This is a genomic window from Comamonas sp. 26 (genome assembly GCF_002754475.1).
In the GTDB taxonomy this organism is placed as follows: domain Bacteria; phylum Pseudomonadota; class Gammaproteobacteria; order Burkholderiales; family Burkholderiaceae_C; genus Comamonas.
Genome location: NZ_PEFL01000001.1, coordinates 2,417,471 through 2,440,099 on the forward strand (window position 1 = coordinate 2,417,471; position 22,629 = coordinate 2,440,099).

Sequence of the window (22,629 nt, forward strand, 5' to 3'; positions counted from 1 at the left end):
AAGCGTCTCAGGCACTTTTGATATGAAGTTCAATATCAAGCCAGCTGTTTACGACCAATGCCGTGAACCTTGAGCGTCAGCATCAATCGATCCTGCACCTGCAGCTTTTCAAACACAGCTGACAGATGTGCGCGCACCGTGCGCTCACTGATGGACATCCGCTCGGCAATTTCGGAATTGCTGTCACCCAGCGATGCATATCGCGCCACTTCCTGCTCGCGGGCTGAGAGAGGCTCGGTCCAGTCCACTTCAGCCTCAGGCAAGCGGGCATCGACATCGCGCAGCAAGCGCTGCAGCAGTGAACGGCCCAGCCAGATATTGCCGCCAGCCATGCTTTGCAGCATGCGAGACAGAACTTCTGCACTTGACTGCGCATGAGCATAACCACAAGCACCACGAGAGAGCAGTTGTCGCCCTTCCTCATCGCCGGGCCGGTTGCTGAGCACCAGAACCTGCAAGCCTTGCAGCAATTCTGCCCAGCGCTCATCGCTGTGTGCAGGGAGCTGAGGTAAGGCTGAATCTAACACCACCAGACTACGGCCTTGCAGCTTCCAACGTTGCAGGTCCGCCAGACTTTGGCCGCGCGCAGGCATCCACTGGGGGCCTGCGATTTGCTGCCAGTTCTGCCACAACGTGGCATCCTGAGTCAGCAACAAAACAGGCAATGTATTCATGCCTCTCCCTATGATTTGTTGACGATCCATGAGATCTAGCGCTCTATCAATGCATTGGACTTAGCGCGCAAAATAGGCTTGAGCAAGTACTGCATCAGCGTGCGCTTGCCTGTGAGGATGTGCACCTCGGCCTGCATGCCCGGAATGATGGGGCGAGAGTTATCGCCCACGTGCGCCTTCTCAGTGCGCACCTTGACGACATAGAAGGAATTACCCTTCTCATCCGTCACGGTGTTGGCACCAATCTGCTCCAGCTTGCCTTGCAAACCGCCGTAAATTGCAAAGTCGTATGCGGTGAACTTCACTTGAGCTTCTTGACCAAAGTGCAGAAAGCCGATGTCGCGTGGGTTGACCTGCACTTCCATCAGCAAGGTGTCATCCAACGGAACGATGTCAAGGATGTCTTTGCCAGGTTGCACTACGCCGCCTACGGTATTAGCCATCAAGGTATTGACGGTGCCGCGCACGGGAGAACGCACTTCGGCCAGCTTGACGCGGTCCTCCAGCGCGACCTTGCCCTGTTCCAGCGTCCCCAGCTTGGCCTGAGCTTCAGACAGCTCGGCGCGGGACTGGTTGCGCATATTCAGCTCGGACTCCTGAATTTTGCGTTCCGCTTCTTGAATTGCTGCCTGAATGCGCCCCACCTGTGCGCCAGCGGCGCGGGCTTCTCCGCAAAAACGTGCCACATCGCGTTGCAGCCTGAGCAGATCGACCTCAGACACCGCACCACTCTTGAGCAAGGGGCGGGTGACAGACAGCTCTTCAGAAGTCAGGCTGCAGCTTGACGATGCCTGATCACGGTTGGCCTGCGTTTCACGCAGCTCTTGCTGGCGTTGGCGCAGCTGGTCACGTGCAATATTGACGTTGGTATTGAGCTCCTGCGAGCGGCTCTCCCACATGCGCCGCTCCATCTCAACAAGTTGAGGGGCAGCCGCCTGAACATCCTCTGGCGCCTTGAAAGCCTCACCCGATGCCAGTGCCTGCAGGCGCGCTGCCTTGGCTTTCAGCGCCAGCAGCTCGGCCTTGTTTTCACCTAGGGACGAGCCGTAGCGCGTCGGGTCGATACGCAGAATGACCTGCCCTTTTTCGACATGTTCGCCGGGATGGACCAGAATTTCTTTGACGATGCCGCCATCCAGACTCTGAACCACCTGCACCTGGCGCGAAGGCACGACTTTGCCCTGCCCTCGCACCACTTCATCGATATAACCAAGGCTGGCCCAAATCAACAGCACCAGCACCGTTGCCAGCGACACCCAGATCAGCAGACGCGAGCCGCGCGCCTGCTGCTGGCCTGCCGCCCACTGGGCGTCGGCCTTCATGTCATCTGGCTGGTGCGCGCCCACCGCATCATTGCCATCAAGCAACCAGCTCTGCCCTCTATCCATCAGCGCCTTCAGGCGTGAAGACTTTTGATCTGACGAGCTGGCCGATGGATCCTGCTTCATTGCTTCGGACTCGCTCATGCTCGCGCTCCTGCGCCGCCAATGCGGCCTTGCTTAAGCGCCTCGATCACATGATCCTTGGCGCCGTCGGCGACGATTTTTCCGTTATCAATCACGATGAGTCGGTCCACCAGCGTCAGCAACGCCGTTCTATGCGTGACCAGTACCACCGTCTTACCGGCCGATGCCTCTTGCAAACGGCGCTTTAGCTGTGCTTCGCTCTGGTTGTCCAAGTTGCTGCTGGGCTCATCAAGCAGCAGCATGGCCGGGTCATTGATCAAGGCACGAGCCATGGCGATGGACTGACGTTGACCACCAGACAGCGACTCGCCGCGTTCGCCCACCAGCATGTCGTAGCCCTTGGGATTACTGGCCACAAATTCATCCACCCCGGCAACGCGGGCGGCACGCAACATATCCGCCTCACCCGCGAACGGAGCTCCTACCAGCAGGTTTTGCTTGAGGCTGCCATAGAACAGCATCGGGTCTTGCGGCACATGGCCAATGGCGCGGCGCAGATCCACCGGGTCAATCTGGCGCGCATCCACGCCATCAATCAGCACAGCACCTTCCGTAGGTTGATACAGGCCCAGCACCAGCTTTTCCAGCGTTGTCTTGCCAGAGCCAATACGGCCAATAATGCCAACGCGCTCGCCGGGCTGCACTGCAAAGCTCACGCCAGAGAGACTGCTCTGCTCACTGCCAGGGTAGCTAAAGCTGACATTGCGAAACTCGATGGCACCACGCAGATCAGGCCGCGAGACAAACTCGCGGTCGGCCTCGTGCTCCACTGGCATCTTCATATAGTTGTCGATGGAGCTGAGCGAGGTGCGGGCATTGTGGTACTGCATCATCAGCCCCGCCACCTGGCCAAACGGCGCAAGGCAGCGCCCCGCAATCATGGATGCCGCAATGATGCCGCCCATGGAAATCGCCGCATCTTGCACCTGATAGACGCCAATGACGACCACCGCCACCGTCACCAGTTGCTGCAAGGTCTGCACAAAGTTCACCGTGCCCGAGGAAATGAACTTGATCTTGCCGCCCATATAGGCGATGTACTGCGTGGAGCTTTCCCACAAGCGCTGCACACCGCTTTGGGCATTGAGCGTTTTTACCGCTTCAAGGTTGGTGAGCGACTCCACCAGCAAGGCATTGCGCTGCGATGAGGCTTGAAAGGTCTTGAGCGTCAGCGCCTCCATACGCGCCTGCGCCCAGAAAGACACCAGCAAGATGGCGGCAATAGCAACCACTGGTGGAATCAGCATCCACGGCGATACCCAGGCGATTGCTACCAAAAACAGGAGCACGAAGGGCAAGTCCACCAAGGTCGTGAGGCTTGCCGAAGCAATAAAGTCGCGCACCGACTCAAACGAGCGCAGATTGGCCGCAAACGAGCCCACGGATGCGGGTCGGCTCTCCATGCGCAAGTCCAGCACGCGCTCCATGATCTGTGCCGACAGCTTCACATCGACCCGCTTGCTGGCAGCATCCACCACATAGGCACGCGCCGTCGTCAGCACAAAGTTGAAGATCAGCACCAGTGAAATGCCAATCGCCAGCACCCATAAGGTCTCTACCGCGTTGTTAGGCACTACGCGGTCATACACATTCATGCTGAACAAGGGCATGGCCAGCGCAAAGATATTGATGAGCACGGCAGCCAGAAGCGCATCGCGGTACAGGCGGCGGTTTTCCAGCACAACGGCCCAGAACCAATGACTGCTGCGCGGCTCCACTCCTTTTTGCACAGAACGCTGCTCAAACCGGTACTGTGGGCGCACAAAGCACATCAGCCCCGCATAGTCTTGCCGCAAAGCTTGCGCATCGACCTCCACCGGGCTGTCAGATTCGGGGTATTGCAGCAAAAATCGCTCGTTATCCAGACTCTTGAGCAAGAGGCAGGCACGATTGCCGTTGAGCAGCAAAATAGCCGGCAGCAGCCCTGCGGGCACATCTGCCAAGCCACGCTCAACAATCCGCGTGGTGAATTGTGCCCGCGCCGCAGCACGGGCCAGCAGCGACGGGGTCAAGCGCTGGTTCACCAGCGGCAAACCATTGCTCAACGCCTGTGCGGTATAGGGCTTGCCATGCAACTGCGTCAGTTGCACCAAACAATCCAGCAAAGGGTCGGCATGGGTTTCATGCGCAGGAATGCGCCAGCCAGCTGCCTGAGAAAAAGCAGCCCCTGAGGATTCAGGCGAAGCCGCCTGTCGCTGCGCATCATGAGCTTTCTGAGTCGCTTCTTCCGTGACATGCCCCGGCGCCAGCGAGGGTACGAAGTCTGTTTTAGACATATTCAACTCAACCTATAAAAGCTCTTCACCGTCATCAATCAAGTCCAGCGAATTGCGCAAACGCTGACGCGCACGCTTTCGCTGGCTCAACTTCTCCAGCGCCTGCGGGGGGAGATCCGTCAGGCGCAGGGTTCCATTGCTCAGCAAGGCGTCGATCAAATCCTCCAGCACACGGATGAAATCCGCATCCAGAGCCGAAAGCTCTTGCCGGGAAGACTGCCCTGAGGGCGGTAAATCGCTTTTATCCATCTTGTCCATCAACTTTTACAGGGGTGCACAAAGCACCCCATTTTTGACTAGCGGCCAGAGGTTCCAGCAGCGTTATTGGCGGCCACAGGCGCCAGGTTGGTCGTATCAGGCACCGAGGATTTGCAGCTGCGCAGCAGGTCGTCGGGCAAAGTCAACGCCTGCTGCTCTTCAGGTCGGCTGTCGCTGTGCGGCTGCGCAAGACCCAGCACCGGCAAAATCTGGCTGGACAGGGTCAGCCACTGGTACTCCACCTTCTTCAGATCGTACTGCGCGTTGACCATGGCACGCTGCGCATCAAACAACTCGTTTTCGGTATTGAGCACATCCAGCAACGAACGCTGACCGATCTTGAACTGCTGCTGATACGCCACGCGCACCTTGGAAGTGGAGAGCACATGCTCCTGCAAGAAAGGCATTTGCTGACGCAGGCGAGCCATGTTGTTCCAGCTGATGGACAGCTCTTGCTGCAGATTGCGGCAGGTGTAGTCACGTACATCCTGCGCGGCATAGCCTTGAGCAATGGTCTGGCGCAAGCGCGCCTCATCCGCGCCACCGCGATAGAGGTTGTAGGTAAGCATCAGCTGCACGCGCGAGCTCTGCACATCCCAGTAAGCGGGCGAATTTTGATCACGATCGCGGCCTGTTGATGCCAGCAGTTCCAGCTTTGGGCTATGTGCGCCCTTGGCAGATTTCTGGCCCGCTTCTGCAGCCTGCACCAGCGCCTGCTTGGACAGCAGCAAAGGACTTGCGCGCAGCGAGTCTCCAAAATCCTTGGCAGCACCAGAAACAGGCAGCTTGCCAGTCACATCAGGTACAGGGTCTAGCGTTGCGGCAGGGTACTCCCCTACCACACGGCGATAGCGCTGCATGACATCGTTGAGGTTGTTGCTCTCTGTCATCAGATTGCTCTGAGCCAGAGACAAACGGCCACTGGCCTGCTCCATATCCACACCGCGGCCCACGCCAGACTGCTGGCGCTCACGCAATTGACTCAGTGTTGTCTGGTGCGTGCCAAAGTTCTCACGCGCCAGCTTTTCCATCTCGCGGTAACGCTGCACATCCAGATAGGCCGCTACGGCATCGTTGGCCAGGCTCTCTGTCGTTGCGCGCAGGTCATAGAACTTAGCCAGCTTCTCAAAACCCAATTGGCGAATGTTGCTGCTGGTGGTGAAGCCATCAAAAATCAGCTGACGCAACTGCAAATTCCAGCCAGGACGGCTCCAGTCCTGCGATGGCGAGTCTTTGATATGACTGCGCCACTCCTTGCCAATCCAGCCCTGAGCCGTCACCTGCGGACGCCAGCCACCCCGCGCTACGTTTTGCCCCTCCATCGAGGAGTTGAAGTCCTGAAACCGTGCCTGTATCTCTGGATGAGTCATCAGCACTTTTTCTACCACATTCTGCACCCCTGCCCCCTGCTCACTCGCCTGCTGGGCATTCATTCCCGTTTGAGCTTGAGTTTGAGCCATACCTCCCGCAGCCCAAGACCCAAGTCCCAAAGATGCCAGGACTTGCACGATTTGGCGAATTTTCATTTTTACATCCCAATAATTGACTTCCAGCAGGCAACGCCAAGCACTTCCTGCCACATACATGGCAAGTTACGCGCCTGATAACCACCAGGTCGCTCCAACTGGAAACTGTTTTTGATAGCAGACTCAGACCTCAAGCCATGAGTATGGCAATACTTTTCGGTCCCAAAGTCAAAACAGGAATCGCATGATTCCGTAAGTCACAGCCACACCTGACTCCACTACTCAACGTAGGCCGCTATGGAATAGATGCAGCACAAGAGCGGTAGCAGCAGCAGTCAGCGCCAGAAATGCACACAAACGACAAGGCAGCCTAGGCTGTCCTCGCTTGCAGCAATCAAACAGGCCGTGAAGCAACAGGGTTAGATACAGCTCATTTGGAGATTTTCCTTTCCAAAGGCAAGGCGGAGCCGCCGGTTTCCGGCCGGTGTTCTTTACGCTTAACCTTGCATATGAAGTCCCATGTTGATTACCGGATTTCATTACACGGTTAAACAACAGGTTTCAGTTGCAATTTATCACAATCATTTCAAAAAACTGTTTCAAAAAATGTCAACCATTTTCACAGGGCATTAGCAGGAAACATGTGTTTGACTACATTGAAGGGCTCTACAACCTGTCACGTCGCCGCAGTCATCTGGGCGATTCAGTCCCGAGGCGTTTGAACGCGACCGGACATGAGGCTGGGATTTGCCAACTGCAGCAGAGGCAGTCCATCTGACGGAAGTTCTGACGCACCACGCCTGAAATGGCATGTGGATTCAACTGATCAATGCAGCACAATGACTTCAAAGGCAGCTTCTGGCTAAACGCATACGGTCACACTGGTGGCGCGGCCAGCCTTAATCGGCACAGGTCAAACGACGCACGTGAACGTTGAGGCGTGTGGAAAAGCTATTAGCCTTAACGGATGGGCATACCCAAGACAGGTTTCAGTAAACGCAAGTGGTAAGGGCTCCGAGCAAAATTTGCGAATTTATTCCTGAGGTTCTCAAGCTACTAGGCAAAATTAGGGCAATTTTTATGAATTTTCTGTTTGCAATATGCGAGGTAAGCGCTGTAAGGTAGCGTGAACTAAAGGGCCAGTTTTCCAATTTATTCTGACCATACACACCTCATGAAGCATCAACTTCTCGCCCTGAGCTTTGCGCTGTGCACCGCCATCGCGGCGGCGCAGGACATCAAGGTGGTCTACCATGTCAACACTGATGTGGAAACAGCCGCAGCCATCCTCAACAACATCAGCAATGAACTCAATGCCTCGCCCACCGACAAAATCGTGGTGGTCACGCATGGGCCGGGCGTAGACTTTTTGCTCAACAACGCCAAAGACAGCAAGGGCCGGGAATTCAGCGGTCAGGTCAGCGCTCTGGCTGGGCGCGGCGTGGAATTCAAAGTCTGCAACAACACACTGCAGACGCGAAAAATCGACGCATCCAATCTGTTGATGGAAACCTCGATCGTTCCCTCAGGCGTTGCCGAAGTCGCGCGCCTGCAGGCCAAGGAAGGCTTTGTCTACCTCAAGCCCTGAGCGACACGCCCATGAAAAAAGGCGCTCTTGAGCGCCTTTGCTTTTTGTTTCAGCCGTCAATTCTGCTCAATCGCGATCTGCACGCAGATGGTTCGGCACATGTGCACGACCTTCTCGTTGGCAATGAAGTAATAGATGCTGACCCCTTCACGCCTGCGGCCCAGAATGCCGGACTGGTACAGCGTGTTGAGATGCTGTGACATGTTGGGCTGGGTAGTGTCGATAGCGACCAGCAGTTCTGACACATTTTTCTCGCCATTGCACAGCGCGCTGATGATCTTTAGTCGCATGGGCGCTGCCATGGCCTTGAACAATTCAGCGGCGCTCTCGAAAACGCGGTCATCCTCAATCTCTGACGATTCCATGGAACACTCCTGAGCACGCTAGGCGCATGTAGCCTCCAACCCGGGGCTGTGTGCGCTCATGCCATGGCTGCAGTTTATCGGATGGCTGTGTTTCATTGCGTTCCTGGGCACTTCTTATGCCGTAGAACTACGGGCGGCGCATCCTATAAAAAGAGCAGGTAACGCGCGTTACAGCTGAATTTTTGAGAGTTTTCTTTCTCAAGCCCATTTAAATCGAGCGCAAGCAGCTATCAAAAATTCAAACTGCTTTCCAGTCCAGCGCCCACGCACCGCTTTGCACGTTCTGCAGCCACAGGCAGCAGCTCAGGGTTTTGGCGTCTGTCACTTGCCCAGTGCGCACGTCGCCGATCAACTCGGCAGGCGTCATGCTGCAAACGTCAAGAAATTCGTCGGCATCCAATTGGCGCTCACCCGCCGTCAGGCCTCGGGCAAAGAAGACATGGATGACTTCGGTGGAGTAACCAATCGCCAGATGCATGGGACCGGCATAAGCCCATTCGCGGGCGGTGTAGCCGGTTTCTTCCAGCAGCTCGCGCTGGGCGCAGAACAGGGGCTGCTCGCCCGCGTCTAGCTTGCCTGCGGGGAACTCCGTCATCACCAGGCCCACAGGATAGCGAAATTGCCGCTCCAGCAACACACTGCCGTCATCAAGCAGGCCAATCACCACTACGGCACCGGGGTGCACCACATACTCGCGCGTGGCCTCGCCGCCATGGGGCAGGCGCACGGTGTCGAGCTTTACCTGCAGAAAGCTGCCCTGATGCACAACCTCGCTCTTGATGGGATGCTCAATCAGATGCTCTTCTTTAAGGTGCGCTTCTTTGTCTTGCTGTGTCATTTCATGCCCGCGCTGTGGTGACAGCGTAAAAATAATCCAGGCCCTAATCTTCGCAGAAGCCTGCTTCACTTTTTGCCAGCCACATCATGACACTGACCACCGATCACATCCCCGTCGAAATACAGCGCCAGCACTTTGGCCGCGTGACCGTGTTTCGCGGCGCAAAGGGCGGCAAGTACCCCGATGGCAATCAGATCGTGATTGCTGGCAGCGATACGCTGGCTGTGATGGATACACCGCTCGTAGCCAACCATATCGGCGTGGAATTTGATGCTGCCGAGCTGGTGGTCATGGGCCATGTGCACGAGGACCATATGGCTGGCCTGCACCGCATCCCTCAAGCCAAAGTCTTTGTGCACCAGGCCGACCTGAGCGCCGCGCAAAGCTGGGAGGGACTGCTGGCCACCTTTGGCTGGGCCAACGGCGCATTGGCCGAGACCCTGCGCGCCAAGCTGGAGGCCGAGTTCTTCTACGCCCCAGACCCGATGCCAAGGGCTATGAAGATGGCGAAGTCTGGGAGCTGGGCGAGACAAAAATTCGCGCCATTCACATGCCCGGCCATACGGCGGGCCACACCGCGCTGCTGATCGAGCCTGAAGGCGTGGCCTTTATTGGAGATATCGACCTGACGGGCTTTGGGCCCTATTACGGCGACGCCTGCTCCAACCTGGCGAACTTTCGCCGCAGTCTGGCACGCTTGCCTGAGATTGATGCCAAGGTGTGGGTCACATCACACCACAAAGGCATCTACACCGATCGCCCAGCGTTTTTGCGTGACCTGCAGCGCTTTGCCGCTGCGATTGACGCGCGTGAGCAGCGCATTCTGGACTGGCTGGCGCAGCAGCCATTGACGCTTTCCCAGATGGTGGAAAAACGCCTGCTTTACCCGCTGGGCTTTGATGCGCCCTGGGTTCTGGGAGCCGAGGCGCACAGCATCTCTCAACATCTGGATGAGCTGCTGGCGGCAGATCAAATCCAGAAAGAAAACAACGCGGCAGGTGAAGCCATCTACTTTCGGGCATAAAAAAGCCGACTTCCAAAGAAGTCGGCAAACAGCTCATTGAATTGGGCAACCGCTTCATCACGCCCCCACCAGGTCGGTGCGTGACGAGCGCTTCAATAAAGCGCTGCGGCTGCTATTAATCAATAGACCCAATCACCTGGGCCTTTTGACTCAGGCTACTGCGTCCATAGGCTTGCGCAGGAAGCCCTGATTGCCGCCGTTGCGGTTAGGCGAGAAGCCGTTCTTAGCCAGCGTTTCATCAGCCGTTTCATAGAACACGCCGATCTGCTTGATCTCTCGGGCCTGCTGGGCTGTGGCAATGGGGCGACCAAATTCACCAGCGATACGCACCAATTGCTTGATCTGCTCAACCGTGCTCATCTTGCCTGTGCGTTGCTGGTTCCACAGCACGTCTTCAATACCGCAACGCACATGCAGGCCTAAAGCCATGCCAATCATGTTGATAGGCAGCACGTTCAGCACCGAGCTCTCCACCGTGATGATGGCGTTGTCAGGCGCGGCGCGCAGCATATTGGCCAGGTTGTAGATGTTGGCCTGATCCATACCGCCGCTGATGGCGACCCAATTCATGACCAGCGGGCCCTTGTAGACACCGCGGCGGATCATGCGTTCGATGGTCTCGAAACTGTTGATGTTGTAGACCTGGAACGCGCTCTGGATGCCGTTCTCGGACAGGCGACGAATATGTTCTTCGATGAAGCTGGGGTTCGAAGGAACAATCATGTCCTTGTAAGTCTTGTGCAGATGGGGGAAGCCACGCGAGACACCACGGAAGTCGTCTTCACCGGCATGCTCTGTCACGTTCATCTGCGTGGTGTTGACGGTCACAGTCACCTGGTCGGGCACGGGCGTCAGCTCGGCCAGCATGTGACGTGTGTCATCCGACAGCCACTTGGCTGCGCCGTCCGGGCCTTCTGGGGCAAAGCTGATGGAGCCGCCGACCTGAATAATCATTTCAGGCACGCGCTCACGCACACCGGCAATCAGTTCATTGAACTTGGACAGGCGCTTGCTACCCTTGCCATCGTCTTCACGCACATGCAGGTGCAGCACGGTGGCGCCGGCTTCGTAGCAGTCCACAGCCTTCTGAATCTGCTCTTCCATGGTGATTGGGATGTCTTCAGGGAAGTCAGCAGGAATCCAGCCCGGAGCATAGGGAGCGGCAGTGATGATCAGCGGTTGCTGGTTTTCAGGGTACAGGTGGCCGTCAAGAAAGTTCATGGTTGTTGTCTCCGGTTTGAGTGCGAGGAAATCAGGTTCGGGTTTCTGAGTGCCAGACCCTTGCTGATTTGTGAAGCCAGTATCAAACGCAGTTTCCAAAGTCACTTTGCATTTCAAGACACACGCTTTCTCAATCGCGACAACACGGGGAAAGTGCAGGGGAAGGCTGATTTAGCCCATCGACTGCTCATCAGCCAGGCCTGAAAAGGCATCCAGTTCAGCGCGCATTTCACTCTGAAAAATTCGTTTTCAGGCACCGCACTCACGAGCCGTTCAGTCCCTCTTTTCGCCGCCCTGCATCGGGTAAGTGCGGGGGCATGCAGTCACCAAATGCGAAGTCACAGGCATGAAGCGTCAAGTGCGACTAGTGGCTGCAATCGATCATGAACTCGTGCATTCATACACCTCAGGCACAAGAAATAAAGGTATGCCAGTCAGCCAGACGCGGCTCTAAGCCGCTTGACTTGCCACCTTTCACGATAGAGGCCAGCGCTCTCTAAAACTGCGCTGAGCATCAGGAATAAATACAGGAGACATCAATGACAACCGTTGCGACATTCAAGGAAGCCGGTGGCAGCGCCATCGCCCAGATCGAGATCAGCCAGTGCCATGAGCCTGCTTATGCCAAACAGGCCACGCAGACCCAGCCCACATGCTCTCTCATCCTTGCCATCTAAGCGCCGCGACCTTTCAGGAGTTCAACATGCGAAACATTGCTCAAAACCTGCGTTCCTGCGCCGCCGTACTCTGCCTTGGCGTGGTCGCCACCACCGCAGCCCACGCACAGGCCCAGCCCTGGCCCACCAAGCCCGTTCGCCTGGTTGTGCCTGCGCCTCCGGGCGGCATCACCGATGGTGTGGCCCGCTTGGTAGCAGACCATTTGCAGACCAACCTGGGACAGCCCGTGGTCGTGGACAACAAGCCAGGTGGCTCTGCCGTGATTGCCGAACGCGCCGTGATGAATGCGCCCGCCGACTGGCACACGTTGATGATTGCGCCCTCAAGCGTCTGGACAGACTTTCCGCTGACCGTGAAGACGCCTTTTGATGTGCACAAGACCTTCACCTATGTCTCGGATGTCGCCTCCATGGTGCACATGCTGGTAGCCAACAACAACTTCCCGCCCAACAAGCTGCAGGAGGTGCTGGACTACTCGCGCCAGAGCAAAGAGCCCATCAATATCGCCAATCTGAGCCCCGGCACCCGCTCTGACATGCTGAGCGAGTTGCTGAGCGAAAAAAGTGGCCGCAAGATCACCACCGTGCCTTACAAGGGCTCGGCCCCGGCCATCGTCGATCTGATTGGCAACCAGGTTCAGATGACTTTTGAAGTCGTGACCAATGCCGCTCCGCTGATCAAGGCGGGCAAGCTCAAGGCTCTGGGCGTGGTCTCGCCTAACCGCTCACGCCTTCTGCCTGATGTGCCCAGCTTTGCCGAGCAGAACATGCCCGACTTTGTGCTGCCTGATGCCAGCGTGGGCCTGTTTGTACTGAGCAGCACACCGGCCGCACTGACGCAGAAGGTTCGCCAGGAGATGGAAAAAATCACGCAATCGCCCAAGTTTCAAGCACAGTTGAAGGCGCAGGGCTTTGATGCACCCCAGCCCAGCAGCATGCAAGAGTTGCAGCAGAAGATGCTGGCCACGGTGGAGCAAAACCGCAAAATCATGAGCAAACTCAAAGTCGCCGGCAACTAAGGACTATGGGGGCAGCCACGCGTATTTTTCCTGAGCGTGGTATTTTTTGGTAGTGTGTTCAGCGGGCCCTTGCGGCCCGCTTTTTTATGCCGCGCCGCCAACGCCTCCGGTTTGCACCTTGGCACGGCTGTCCTTGGCGCTGCAGCCAAACTGGCTCAGATACCAGCGCGAGAAACTGCTGGGAGCGGTAAAGCCGAGCAGCTCGGCCACTTCGGTCAGAGAGCGATTGGTCTCAAACACATAACGCGCGGCCAGTTCTTTACGGATATCGTTCATCAGCGACGAAAAGCTCTGCTCTTTTTTCGTGAGGCGACGCTGAATGGTGCGCGGTACCACGCCCAGATGTTCGCTCACTTTTTCGATGCTGCAGCGGCCACTGGGCAGCAGCAGCACGATGGTCCGACGCACATCATCCAGCACCGCCTCATCATTGGCAGGGGCTGCCGTATCCAGCAGCTTTTGCGCATAGCGCGCCATGGCAGGGTCGGCAAATTCATTGCGCGTGTCCAGATCGGACTTGGCGCAGATGATGCAGTTGAATGCCTGATTGAACTCCACACGCGGGCCAAAGACCAGGTGATGCATGCTCAAGTCCTTGGGTGCAGCATGCTCAAAGCACACCCTGCGCGGTTGCCAGTCGCGGCCAATCAGCTGACGAATGGCCCGCACGATCACCCCTAGCGCCAACTCCACCCGCTGACGCGTAGGCTCATGGGCGCGGCCAGCCAGCAGCAGCTCACGAATCAGCACCGTATCGGCCTGCTCGTCCACCTCCAGCGTCATGGCGCCGTTAAGCAAGGTCAGGTGGCGTACCAGCAGGTTCAATGAGTCACGCAGCGTCTCCTGATCCCGAATCAGCAGGCCCACCGGCCCCATGTTGGACAGCAGACGCGAGCGCGCCATGCACAGCGCAAAGCTTTCGTTGCCCGACTGCATGGCCGAGGCCTGCAGCAAGCGCCCCACTTTGTCGACGGGAATCATCAAATCCGGCTCATCGAGCACACCCGGACTCAGCCCCGCATCGAAAAGCATGCGCGTACAGTTCAACCCCGAGGCAGTCGCCACTGCTTCGTAATTGGTCAGACAGGCTGCGCGGACAAGAGACGCCATGGGTTTCACTTAGTTGGCACTAATTGCAAAGCACCAGTCATCTAATGACAAGCGCTGTTACCAGGTAGTTTTCACACTGAGAAGCATCAATTCTATAAGGAGACTTCACAATGAAAACAGACGTTAGCGCCGTACCCGCCGTTATCCGTTCCAGCTCGTTGACGCGCACTCTGGAGGTCAACCCGCTGACCTGCTCCATTGGCGCAGAACTCTCCAACGTACACCTGGGTGCCGCCGCTGAAGATGAAGGCCTGATGACCGAGATTCGCCAGGCGCTGCTCAAGCACCGCGTGATCTTCTTCCGCGACCAGGACATCACCCGCGCCGAGCATGTGGCCTTTGCCCGCAAGTTTGGCGAGCTGGAAGACCACCCCGTGGTCGGCAGCCACCCCGACCATCCCGGTCTGGTGCAGATCTACAAGACGCCCGACAGTCCAATCGACCGCAACGAAAACTCCTGGCACACCGATGCCACCTGGCGTGACCAGCCCCCCATGGGCTGCGTGCTGCGCTGCGTGGAATGCCCGCCCGTGGGCGGCGACACCATGTGGGTAAACATGGTGATGGCCTACGAGAACCTGCCTGACGAAATCAAGACCAAGATCGAGCATCTGCGCGCGCGCCACAGCATTGAAGCCAGCTTTGGCGCGGCTATGCCCATAGAAAAGCGTCTGGCGCTCAAGGCCAAGTTCCCCGATGCAGAGCACCCCGTGGTGCGCATTCACCCTGAAACGGGCGAAAAGATTCTGTTCGTCAACAGCAGCTTCACCACGCACTTCACCAACTACAACACGCCTTCCAACGTGCGCTTTGGTCTGGACAAATCTCCCGGCTCCTCTCAGTTGCTGAACTACCTGACCAGCCAGGCCATGATTCCTGAGTATCAGGTGCGCTTCAGCTGGAAGAAAAACAGCATGGCCTTCTGGGACAACCGCTCCACCCAGCACTACGCAGTCATGGACTACGCCCCTTGCCACCGCAAGATGGAACGCACCGCCATCATGGGCGGACCGACTGATTGAGAAGAAAAAACATCATGTCCATGAACCCCACCATTCTCATCATCCCCGGCCTGCGCGACCATGTGGAAGCGCACTGGCAGACCTATCTGGCCAAGGAGCTGTCCAAATGCGTCATCGTACCGCCGCTGGAGCAGGACAAACTCAGTTGCCAGGCTCGCCTGGATGCCATTGACCGCGCACTGGACAGCATTGATGGCCCCGTCCTCATCGTGGCTCACAGCGCGGGCTGCATGATGGTTGCGCACTGGGCACTGCGCCGCGCCCGACCCATTCTGGGAGCCGTGCTGGCCGCCCCTGCCGATGTGGAAACCCAGATGCCCGCTGGCTACCCCACCAAGGATGTGCTGGCTGACAACGGCTGGACGCCCATTCCGCGCCAGCGCCTGCCCTTTCCCACGCTGTTGGCCGCCAGCAGCAACGACCCGCTGACCCAGCTCGATCGCGCACGCCGCTTTGCCAATGACTGGGGCAGCCAGTTGGTGGAACTGGGCCCGGTCGGCCACCTCAACCCTGCCTCGGGCCATGGCCACTGGCCTGAGGCACAGCAGCTGATTCAGGATTTTCTGGCGCAGATTGAAGCGCAGCAGACCGAACCGGTGGCTCAAGGCTGAGACCTCGTCCCTAAGATGCAGCACGTGCACCCGCCAGAAACCGGCCAAGGGTGCGCGTAGCTGGGGAATGAAAGCGCCCACAGAAGGAGACAAAAATGAAGGCAACAACACCCGCCTCGCCCGCTCTTGCACTGCGCCACCGCCTGGGCATGGCCGTGATGGTCATGACCGCAAGTCTTGCGCTGCCCGCACAGGCACAGCAAGCCGCCGACTGGCCCAGCAAGCCCATACGCCTCATCGTCACCGGCCCCGCAGGCGGCACGGCAGACATCCTCGCGCGCCTGCTGGCCGAAGGTCTGCAGCAGGATCTCAAGCAGCCCGTGATCGTCGAATCCAAGGCCGGTGCCTCGGGTGCTCTCGGCATTCATGAGCTCAAGGCCAGCGGCAAAAGCGGCTATACATTTCTGGTGATACAGGATGGTGCGCTGAGCGAAGCGCCGCTCGCCCAGAAAGTCAGCTATGACCCGTTCAAAGATCTGACTCCGCTGGCGCAGCTCACCCGCACAGGCCTTGTCATGGTGGCCAACAAGGACCGGCCTTTCCAGAATCTGCCTGAATTCATCAGCTACGCCCAGAAACAGCCCGACGGCGCGCCCTTTGCCTCCTATGCCACCGGTTTCAAAGCCCATACCTCGGGCATGCAACTGGGTCAGTTGGCCAAGATCAATATGCGCCACGTGGGCTACAAGGGCTCACCCCCCGCGCTGGTTGACCTGATGGGCGGCCATATCCCGGTGATGTTTGATGGTGTCACCACCTCGCTGCCACTGATTCGCAGCGGCAAGATCAAGGCGCTGGCGACCATCTACCCCACGCGTCTGCAGGCCCTGCCCGACGTCCCCACCTTCAAGGAACTGGGTTATCCGCAACTGTCCAAACCCGGCTGGTTTGCCCTCTGGTCCCACCCGCAGACCCCTGCCGCCATTCAGCAAAAAATGCGTGATGCGGCACTGACTCATTTCAGCAAAGAGGCTGTGCTCAAACAGACTGCCAGCATCGGCATGGAACCCGGCCTGCCAGTCACCACCGCAGAGATGATCGCCGACCTCAAGGATGCCAGCCAGAAGCAGGCTGCCTTGCTCAAGTCCATAGGCTACAAGCCCGAAAACTAAGCCCCCTGCAGGCCATCACGCCCCAGCCCCTCTGACTTCAATCGCTGCACTGCGCGCCCAACAGCAACCAGGCAGCCGCCCCACTGTATCCAGCTTTCCTGGCGTCCGTGTCTGCACGGATGCCGTTCACCTGTGTTTCTCGTCTGTTTGGTTTCACTCTTTTTTATCGGTTCAAGGAGACATTAATGGCTACTCAAAAAATGACTTTCGGCGCCATCGGCGCTCTGGCCTGCACAATGCTGCCGTTTGTGCCGCTGGGCGCATCGGCCCAGTCCTCGGTACAGCTCTATGGCGTGGTGGATATGGGCGTTTCGTCCTATAAGGGCGATGGTGCAGGATCGCGCCAAATGGTGACTTCCGGCGGCAATCAAGCCAGCCGTCTGGGTTTTAGAGGTCGTGAAGACCTGGGTAGCGGCTTGGTTGCCGGTTTCGATATGGAGTCGGGTATCAATGCCGACACGGGAACCGGTCAGCTGACCAACACCAACAACCAAGCCTCGGGCAATAGCGGTGGGGGCGGACTGACCTTCAACCGCAAATCCTTCGTCTATCTGCAAAGCAAGCAATGGGGTGAGCTGCGCCTGGGCCGCGACTACACGCCCGCGTTCTGGAACACGTTTCTCTTTGACCCCTTCCGCGTGGGTGTGGGCGCCAGTACCCATGTGCTGCACGGCACGACGGTTACAGGCTTTCGCGCTTCCAACAGCGTTGGCTACTTTTCGCCCGGCTGCTCGGGTCCTAGCTGCCAAGGATTTTTCTATCAGGGCATGGTCGCCTTCGGTGAGAACGGCGCAGGCCCTGACCGCCAGGACGGCAATCTTTATGGTCTGCGCGTAGGCTATGGCGGTGAGCAGTGGAATGCCGCCGCAGCAGTGACCACGACCCGCAACCGCGTCGCTGACGACTACACCTCGATGAATATTGCGGCCTCCTATCTGTGGAATGGTCATAAATTCATGGCACTGGCGGCTGAAAACCGCACCGGCAACCGTCTTGCCGCAGTCGGCAACGCCAATCGCGTTCGTTACTGGCAGTTGGGTGCAGAGTGGAAGGTGGGCAATGACACCATCCCCATGAGCTTCATGCGCCTGACACGCAACGATGGGGCCAGCAGCTCTTCGCAAAAGTACGCCGTGGGCTATGTGCACAATCTGTCCAAGCGCACGGCCCTCTACGGCACTTACGCTTACGTCGACAATCGCGGCAGCATCAATCTCCCCGTGGCTTCCGGTGCAGTCAACGGCCCTATCCCCACCGCTGGCGGCAATGCCTCGGGCTTTGACATCGGCATGCGCCAGAGCTTCTAAAATACAAATTTGATAGCAGCCAGCGCATGCTGGTTGAGCGCTAGAGCGCAAAAACAATCAAAGATACAAAAAAGGCCCGGAACTTATATCCGGGCCTTTTTTCGTTGGCTTTTCGTAGGCTTTGTGGGGGCAGCACACCCGCAGCATCCATCACATGACGGTGTCAGGCCGCTTGAGCCAAAGTCGCCCTTCGCGCTCCAGAACCTCGTACAGAGGAATCATCATCTGCAGCGATGCCGTGCACTGCCCGTTCCTGATGTTGAATTTGAGCCCATGCGCTGGGCAAGTCAGCACATGCGCATCGCAGGCTCCGCTGGCCAAGGATGCGCCTGCGTGCGGGCAGCTGTTTTCCATGGCGTAGAACTCGCCTTCGACATTGAGCAGCAAAATTGTCTCGCCACCCGGCGCAAAGACCAGCTTTCGCCCACCTGGTGGAAAATCCTGCACAGCGCCAGCGGCCAGCAGCGGGGAATCAGACAAGAGAGTGGTCTGCAGCACGGGCATGCTCCATGGCGCGCAGCAACTCGGCAGGCGGCACAGCCCCTGTCACTTGCAAGCGCTGGTTGAACACTAGGTGCGGCACACCCCCTGCATGACCCAGCTCGCTTTGGTAGCGCACCGCGTCAAAGCTGGCAGAGTCCCAGTCCAGCGCAGACGAATCGGCCAGCTGCTGCAACTCCGCCGCCGAGCCAATATCCAGGCCCTGCACAAAGTAGGCGTCAAAGATGGATTCAACAAAGCCAATCATGGCCTCGCCACCCAGCTGAGTCTGCGCGTAATTCACCAGCGCGCAGACCAGCCGCGTATTGGGAAAGGTCTGAATCGCTGCATGGTTGATTTGCAGACCTGCAGCGGCTGCAGAGGCGCGCACCTGGGCGCGGCGGGCTTCCACCGCCTTGGGGCCACCAAGTCGCGCTTCATAAAAAGCCTGGTAAGGCACGCCCTGCTCTGGAATATGGGGCAGCAAGGTGTCTGCATGCCACGCAATTGCAAGCTGCTGACCGGGGTACTTGTCCATCAAAACTGCACGGGCGGCAAGGAGATTGCGCAGGCCAATCCAGCACCATGGGCAGATCAGATCCAGTGAAAAATCAACCTGCAACGTAGGGGATGCGGAAGAGTTGGGGCTTTGTGTCATGACGAATCTTTTGACGAGATTTTGACGAAATAAGGCGTGAGGCGTGTTCGGTACGCGATCGCACAGGCGCAGCCCCCGGCACATGCCCAAAGAAAAAACCTGGCGACAAAAGCGCAGGCTCACCCTGCACCCCCGCCCCAGGCTTGCTTTTACAGAGTGAAGATGGCCGAGCCGACGATCTTGCGGCCTTCCAGGTCACGGTGCGCCTGCACTGCGTCTGCCAGTTCGTAGCGTTTGCTGATGTCCACGTTGATGCGGCCTTCGGCCACATGGCTAAACAGCTCGTTGGCCAGCTCTGCACGCTCCACGGGGTCGGCAATGTAGTGTGCCGATGCAGGACGGGTCAGGAAGAGCGAGCCCTTGCCAGCCAGAATTTGCGGGTTGAACGGAGGGATAGAGCCAGAAGCGGTGCCCAAGCAAACCATCAGGCCACGTGTCTTCAGGCTGTTGAGCGAGCCCTCGAAAGTGTCCTTGCCCACGCTGTCGAAGACGGCATTCACGCCCACGCCATTCGTCAGCTCACGCACGCGCTTGGCCACGTCTTCATGGCTGTAGTTGATGGTGTGATCGCAGCCATGAGCCTTGGCCACTTCAGCCTTGGCATCGCTGGAGACCGTACCGATCACATTCAGGCCTTCGAGCTTAGCCCATTGCGACACCAGCAGGCCCACGCCACCCGCTGCAGCGTGCAGCAAGATGGTGTCACCCTTCTTGAAGTCCCAGATGCGGCGCATCAGATAAGCCGCCGTCAGTCCGCGCATGGTGATTGCGGCTGCGGTTTCAAAGTTGATGCTGTCTGGCAGGCGAATCAGAGGGGCGGCAGAAATCAGTCGCTCTGTCGCGTAGGCACCAAGGGTGTTCAGCGCGCCGGTGTAGGTCACGCGGTCGCCGACCTTGAAATCCGTCACACCGTCACCCACAGCGGTGATCGTGCCGCAGGCTTCGCTGCCCACGCCAGCAGGCAGGGGCGAAGGATACAGACCGGAGCGGAAATAAGTGTCGGCAAAGTTCAGAGCCACAGCGCCTTGCTTGAGACGGACCTGACCTGGACCGGGTTCATCGACTTCAATGTCCTCTTGGCGCAACACTTCGGGGCCGCCAACTTCGTGATAACGGATTACTTTAGCCATACAAACTCCAGTCAGATACCAAGCGACAGATGATGCAAAAACTGCCTCACCTCGAATAAAAATGAATACAAATCAATAACCTGCTGGCTATTCACCGGTAATTTTCATATTCAGACTTCCAAGAATTTAGAGGAATTCGCTTTTCACGCATTTCCCAAGAACGCCTGCTTCTTGTCTTTACGCGACAACAAGGGTAAACACTTAATTATCAAAAATTTACCAATTAATTTCACTTTAACTGCAAGCTTAGCGCAAGCCTTAAGCACCATATTGCGCATCTGCGACTGCAACTAGGCTTATCCAAGCTCTAGAATCATTCCGTTTACGTAAACGTCAACTTAATAATCAGACTTAAGCTTTACGCTCACAGTCTGGGCATGAAGTCGAAGGAGGAGCGCTGCTGTCATGGCTCGCACCCTCCTGAAAAATACAACAGAGGCCTGGCCCTGAACCCGCCACCGCATGGACAACCTTTCAAGGAAACCGAGACGATGACCTACACCGCCCCCATCAAAGACATGCTGTTCAACATGGAGCACCTGGCCCAGATCGAGCAAGTCGCTCAGCTCCCCGGCTTTGAAGATGCAGGACTGGAAACAGCTCAGGCGGTACTGGAAGAATGCGCGAAGCTCTGCGAAACGGTTGTCGCCCCCTTGAATGTGGCCGGTGATCTGAATCCATCGTCGTTCAAGGACGGCAAAGTCACCACCACGCCCGGTTTTGCCGATGCCTTCAAGCAGTACGCCGAAGGCGGCTGGCAAGGCCTGCAGCACCCCACCGACTTTGGCGGTCAGGGCCTGCCCAAGACCATTGGCGCAGCCTGCATTGAAATGCTCAACAGCGCCAACCTGAGCTTTGCCCTGTGCCCGCTGCTAACCGATGGCGCGATTGAAGCTCTGCTGACGGCTGGCAGCGATGCGCTGAAGGCCACCTATCTAGAAAAGCTGGTGACCGGTGAGTGGACCGGCACCATGAACCTGACTGAGCCACAGGCCGGCTCCGATCTGGCGCTGGTTCGTACCAAGGCCGACCCGCAAGGCGACGGCAGCTACAAGGTGTTCGGCACCAAGATCTTCATCACCTACGGCGAGCATGACATGGCGGACAACATCGTCCATCTGGTGCTGGCCCGCGTGGCGGGCGCGCCTGAAGGCGTCAAGGGCATCAGCCTTTTCGTCGTGCCCAAATTTCTGGTCAACAAGGATGGCTCTCTGGGCGAGCGCAACGATGTTCACTGCGTCAGCATCGAGCACAAGATGGGCATCAAGGCTTCGCCCACGGCCGTGCTGCAGTTTGGCGACGGCACGGCGGCGAGCATTGCAGACAGCGCCGGCCCCGGCGCTGTGGGCTATCTGGTCGGCGAAGAAAACCGGGGCCTCGAATACATGTTCATCATGATGAACGCCGCCCGTTATGCCGTGGGCGTGCAAGGCATCGCTGTGGCAGATCGTGCCTACCAGCATGCCGTGGCCTACGCCAAAGAGCGCGTGCAAAGCCGCCCGGTCGATGGCTCCGTCAAGGCCAGCGCCACCATCATTCACCACCCCGATGTGCGACGCATGCTTATGACCATGCGCGCCTTCACCGAAGGCTGCCGCGCCATGGCCACCACGGCCGCAGCGGCCTACGATGCCTCCCACCATCACCCAGACGCCGAAGTGCGCCAGGCCAATACCGTCTTCTATGAATTCATGGTGCCCCTGGTCAAGGGCTACAGCACTGAAATGAGCCTGGAAGTGACCAGCCTTGGCGTTCAGGTGCACGGCGGCATGGGCTTTATCGAGGAAACCGGCGCCGCCCAGTACTACCGCGATGCCAAGATTCTGACCATCTACGAAGGCACGACCGCCATTCAGGCCAACGACTTGGTGGGCCGCAAAACCGCCCGTGATGGCGGCGAAACCGCCAAGGCCATCGCCGCCCAGATTGAAAAGACCGAAGCCGAACTCAATGCCAGCGGCAGCGCTGTGGCCAGGACGGTTGCCAAGCATCTGGCACAGGCCCGCCAGGCCTTTGTACAGGTGGTGGAATTCATCGCCGCACAGGCCAAGACGGACCCCAACGCCGTGTATGCAGGCAGCGTGCCCTATCTCATGCTGACCGGCAATCTGGTGGCTGGCTGGCAACTGGGCCGTTCGGTTCTGGTGGCAGAGCAGCAACGGAAAAACGGCCAGGATGCTGCATTCATGCAAGCCAAGCTGGCCACGGCCCAGTTCTATGCAGAGCACATCCTGACCCGCGTGCCTGGTCAGGCCGATGCCGTGGTCAACGGCGCCGCCAGCGTGATGGCACTGCCCATGGATATGTTCTGATCCACTTCAGCAAGA

20 protein-coding genes and 1 pseudogene are annotated in these 22,629 nt (G+C 57.9%); 9 read left to right on the plus strand and 12 right to left on the minus strand.

Annotated elements, in window-relative coordinates:
- Nucleotides 1–35: 35 nt before the first annotated feature.
- Genes CLU84_RS11030 through CLU84_RS11050 form a run of 5 tightly spaced genes read right to left on the minus strand, consistent with a single transcriptional unit; the run spans nucleotide 36 to nucleotide 6,200 of the window.
- Entirely contained in the window at nucleotides 36–674 is a 639-nt protein-coding gene (locus CLU84_RS11030) for a response regulator transcription factor (RefSeq protein WP_099737209.1), read from the minus strand.
- Between the two features lie 35 nt (nucleotides 675–709).
- A complete protein-coding gene (locus tag CLU84_RS11035) occupies nucleotides 710–2,122 on the minus strand; it encodes an HlyD family type I secretion periplasmic adaptor subunit (RefSeq protein ID WP_099737987.1) in 1,413 nt (470 codons plus the stop codon).
- 14 nt (nucleotides 2,123–2,136) lie between these two features.
- Nucleotides 2,137–4,416, minus strand: a complete 2,280-nt coding sequence (locus CLU84_RS11040) for a type I secretion system permease/ATPase (protein ID WP_233210006.1) — start codon at nucleotides 4,414–4,416, stop codon at nucleotides 2,137–2,139.
- Nucleotides 4,417–4,428: 12 nt separating this feature from the next.
- The gene (locus tag CLU84_RS11045; RefSeq protein ID WP_099737210.1) at nucleotides 4,429–4,674 is read right to left on the minus strand and encodes a hypothetical protein; all 246 of its coding nucleotides are present in this window, start codon (nucleotides 4,672–4,674) and stop codon (nucleotides 4,429–4,431) included.
- A gap of 38 nt (nucleotides 4,675–4,712) precedes the next feature.
- Nucleotides 4,713–6,200 carry a TolC family outer membrane protein gene (locus CLU84_RS11050; RefSeq protein ID WP_099737989.1) on the minus strand — a complete coding sequence of 496 codons (1,488 nt, stop codon included), beginning with the start codon at nucleotides 6,198–6,200 and terminating at the stop codon, nucleotides 4,713–4,715.
- 1,114 nt (nucleotides 6,201–7,314) lie between these two features.
- Here CLU84_RS11050 and CLU84_RS11055 point away from each other — a divergent pair.
- Complete coding sequence (locus tag CLU84_RS11055; RefSeq protein ID WP_099737211.1) at nucleotides 7,315–7,728, plus strand: DsrE family protein; 414 nt, start codon at nucleotides 7,315–7,317, stop codon at nucleotides 7,726–7,728.
- Between the two features lie 56 nt (nucleotides 7,729–7,784).
- Here CLU84_RS11055 and CLU84_RS11060 read toward each other — a convergent pair whose 3' ends face one another.
- Complete coding sequence (locus tag CLU84_RS11060) at nucleotides 7,785–8,093, minus strand: metalloregulator ArsR/SmtB family transcription factor (RefSeq protein ID WP_099737212.1); 309 nt, start codon at nucleotides 8,091–8,093, stop codon at nucleotides 7,785–7,787.
- Between the two features lie 238 nt (nucleotides 8,094–8,331).
- Nucleotides 8,332–8,931 (minus strand): NUDIX domain-containing protein, encoded by a 600-nt coding sequence (locus tag CLU84_RS11065; RefSeq protein WP_099737213.1) that lies wholly within the window; start codon nucleotides 8,929–8,931, stop codon nucleotides 8,332–8,334.
- A gap of 86 nt (nucleotides 8,932–9,017) precedes the next feature.
- Between CLU84_RS11065 and CLU84_RS11070 the strand changes: the two are divergent.
- Nucleotides 9,018–9,955, plus strand: a pseudogene (locus tag CLU84_RS11070) (MBL fold metallo-hydrolase).
- A 150-nt stretch (nucleotides 9,956–10,105) separates the two neighbouring features.
- On the opposite strand, the gene CLU84_RS11075 reads toward CLU84_RS11070, so the two are convergent.
- Nucleotides 10,106–11,176, minus strand: a complete 1,071-nt coding sequence (locus tag CLU84_RS11075; protein WP_099737214.1) for a 3-keto-5-aminohexanoate cleavage protein — start codon at nucleotides 11,174–11,176, stop codon at nucleotides 10,106–10,108.
- A 539-nt stretch (nucleotides 11,177–11,715) separates the two neighbouring features.
- Here CLU84_RS11075 and CLU84_RS22040 point away from each other — a divergent pair.
- Together CLU84_RS22040 and CLU84_RS11080 are read left to right on the plus strand one after the other, a co-directional pair.
- Complete coding sequence (locus CLU84_RS22040; RefSeq protein WP_158235186.1) at nucleotides 11,716–11,853, plus strand: hypothetical protein; 138 nt, start codon at nucleotides 11,716–11,718, stop codon at nucleotides 11,851–11,853.
- A 26-nt stretch (nucleotides 11,854–11,879) separates the two neighbouring features.
- Nucleotides 11,880–12,872 carry a tripartite tricarboxylate transporter substrate binding protein gene (locus tag CLU84_RS11080; RefSeq protein WP_099737215.1) on the plus strand — a complete coding sequence of 331 codons (993 nt, stop codon included), beginning with the start codon at nucleotides 11,880–11,882 and terminating at the stop codon, nucleotides 12,870–12,872.
- Between the two features lie 84 nt (nucleotides 12,873–12,956).
- Here the strand turns inward: CLU84_RS11080 and CLU84_RS11085 are convergent, their stop codons facing one another.
- The gene (locus CLU84_RS11085; RefSeq protein ID WP_099737216.1) at nucleotides 12,957–13,982 is read right to left on the minus strand and encodes an AraC family transcriptional regulator; all 1,026 of its coding nucleotides are present in this window, start codon (nucleotides 13,980–13,982) and stop codon (nucleotides 12,957–12,959) included.
- A 110-nt stretch (nucleotides 13,983–14,092) separates the two neighbouring features.
- Here CLU84_RS11085 and CLU84_RS11090 point away from each other — a divergent pair, with 110 nt between their 5' ends.
- From CLU84_RS11090 to CLU84_RS11105, 4 genes are all read left to right on the plus strand, one after another.
- Complete coding sequence (locus tag CLU84_RS11090) at nucleotides 14,093–15,004, plus strand: TauD/TfdA family dioxygenase (protein ID WP_099737217.1); 912 nt, start codon at nucleotides 14,093–14,095, stop codon at nucleotides 15,002–15,004.
- 14 nt (nucleotides 15,005–15,018) lie between these two features.
- Nucleotides 15,019–15,615, plus strand: a complete 597-nt coding sequence (locus tag CLU84_RS11095) for an alpha/beta hydrolase (protein WP_099737218.1) — start codon at nucleotides 15,019–15,021, stop codon at nucleotides 15,613–15,615.
- A 95-nt stretch (nucleotides 15,616–15,710) separates the two neighbouring features.
- Nucleotides 15,711–16,727, plus strand: a complete 1,017-nt coding sequence (locus tag CLU84_RS11100; RefSeq protein ID WP_099737219.1) for a tripartite tricarboxylate transporter substrate binding protein — start codon at nucleotides 15,711–15,713, stop codon at nucleotides 16,725–16,727.
- A 185-nt stretch (nucleotides 16,728–16,912) separates the two neighbouring features.
- A complete protein-coding gene (locus CLU84_RS11105) occupies nucleotides 16,913–18,034 on the plus strand; it encodes a porin (RefSeq protein ID WP_233210007.1) in 1,122 nt (373 codons plus the stop codon).
- 150 nt (nucleotides 18,035–18,184) lie between these two features.
- Here the strand turns inward: CLU84_RS11105 and CLU84_RS11110 are convergent, their stop codons facing one another.
- From CLU84_RS11110 to CLU84_RS11120, 3 genes are all read right to left on the minus strand, one after another.
- Nucleotides 18,185–18,538, minus strand: coding sequence for a Rieske (2Fe-2S) protein (locus tag CLU84_RS11110; RefSeq protein WP_099737220.1), 354 nt, complete (start codon nucleotides 18,536–18,538; stop codon nucleotides 18,185–18,187).
- A complete protein-coding gene (locus CLU84_RS11115) occupies nucleotides 18,507–19,172 on the minus strand; it encodes a DsbA family protein (protein WP_099737221.1) in 666 nt (221 codons plus the stop codon). Before CLU84_RS11115 ends, CLU84_RS11110 begins: the two co-directional genes overlap by 32 nt.
- A 149-nt stretch (nucleotides 19,173–19,321) precedes the next feature.
- The gene (locus CLU84_RS11120; protein WP_099737222.1) at nucleotides 19,322–20,302 is read right to left on the minus strand and encodes a quinone oxidoreductase; all 981 of its coding nucleotides are present in this window, start codon (nucleotides 20,300–20,302) and stop codon (nucleotides 19,322–19,324) included.
- A 491-nt stretch (nucleotides 20,303–20,793) separates the two neighbouring features.
- Here CLU84_RS11120 and CLU84_RS11125 point away from each other — a divergent pair, with 491 nt between their 5' ends.
- Nucleotides 20,794–22,614: an acyl-CoA dehydrogenase gene (locus CLU84_RS11125; RefSeq protein ID WP_099737991.1), complete on the plus strand. Its 1,821-nt coding sequence runs from the start codon at nucleotides 20,794–20,796 to the stop codon at nucleotides 22,612–22,614.
- The last annotated feature ends 15 nt before the right edge of the window (nucleotides 22,615–22,629 follow it).

Bases quoted from the DNA above. Each gene is read 5' to 3' on its own strand.
- CLU84_RS11030 (WP_099737209.1), bottom strand. From the start codon at position 674: ATGAATACATTGCCTGTTTTGTTGCTGACTCAGGATGCCACGTTGTGG.
- CLU84_RS11035 (WP_099737987.1), bottom strand. From the start codon at position 2,122: ATGAAGCAGGATCCATCGGCCAGCTCGTCAGATCAAAAGTCTTCACGC.
- CLU84_RS11040 (WP_233210006.1), bottom strand. From the start codon at position 4,416: ATGTCTAAAACAGACTTCGTACCCTCGCTGGCGCCGGGGCATGTCACG.
- CLU84_RS11045 (WP_099737210.1), bottom strand. From the start codon at position 4,674: ATGGACAAGATGGATAAAAGCGATTTACCGCCCTCAGGGCAGTCTTCC.
- CLU84_RS11050 (WP_099737989.1), bottom strand. From the start codon at position 6,200: ATGAAAATTCGCCAAATCGTGCAAGTCCTGGCATCTTTGGGACTTGGG.
- CLU84_RS11055 (WP_099737211.1), top strand. From the start codon at position 7,315: ATGAAGCATCAACTTCTCGCCCTGAGCTTTGCGCTGTGCACCGCCATC.
- CLU84_RS11060 (WP_099737212.1), bottom strand. From the start codon at position 8,093: ATGGAATCGTCAGAGATTGAGGATGACCGCGTTTTCGAGAGCGCCGCT.
- CLU84_RS11065 (WP_099737213.1), bottom strand. From the start codon at position 8,931: ATGACACAGCAAGACAAAGAAGCGCACCTTAAAGAAGAGCATCTGATT.
- CLU84_RS11075 (WP_099737214.1), bottom strand. From the start codon at position 11,176: ATGAACTTTCTTGACGGCCACCTGTACCCTGAAAACCAGCAACCGCTG.
- CLU84_RS22040 (WP_158235186.1), top strand. From the start codon at position 11,716: ATGACAACCGTTGCGACATTCAAGGAAGCCGGTGGCAGCGCCATCGCC.
- CLU84_RS11080 (WP_099737215.1), top strand. From the start codon at position 11,880: ATGCGAAACATTGCTCAAAACCTGCGTTCCTGCGCCGCCGTACTCTGC.
- CLU84_RS11085 (WP_099737216.1), bottom strand. From the start codon at position 13,982: ATGGCGTCTCTTGTCCGCGCAGCCTGTCTGACCAATTACGAAGCAGTG.
- CLU84_RS11090 (WP_099737217.1), top strand. From the start codon at position 14,093: ATGAAAACAGACGTTAGCGCCGTACCCGCCGTTATCCGTTCCAGCTCG.
- CLU84_RS11095 (WP_099737218.1), top strand. From the start codon at position 15,019: ATGTCCATGAACCCCACCATTCTCATCATCCCCGGCCTGCGCGACCAT.
- CLU84_RS11100 (WP_099737219.1), top strand. From the start codon at position 15,711: ATGAAGGCAACAACACCCGCCTCGCCCGCTCTTGCACTGCGCCACCGC.
- CLU84_RS11105 (WP_233210007.1), top strand. From the start codon at position 16,913: ATGGCTACTCAAAAAATGACTTTCGGCGCCATCGGCGCTCTGGCCTGC.
- CLU84_RS11110 (WP_099737220.1), bottom strand. From the start codon at position 18,538: ATGCCCGTGCTGCAGACCACTCTCTTGTCTGATTCCCCGCTGCTGGCC.
- CLU84_RS11115 (WP_099737221.1), bottom strand. From the start codon at position 19,172: ATGACACAAAGCCCCAACTCTTCCGCATCCCCTACGTTGCAGGTTGAT.
- CLU84_RS11120 (WP_099737222.1), bottom strand. From the start codon at position 20,302: ATGGCTAAAGTAATCCGTTATCACGAAGTTGGCGGCCCCGAAGTGTTG.
- CLU84_RS11125 (WP_099737991.1), top strand. From the start codon at position 20,794: ATGACCTACACCGCCCCCATCAAAGACATGCTGTTCAACATGGAGCAC.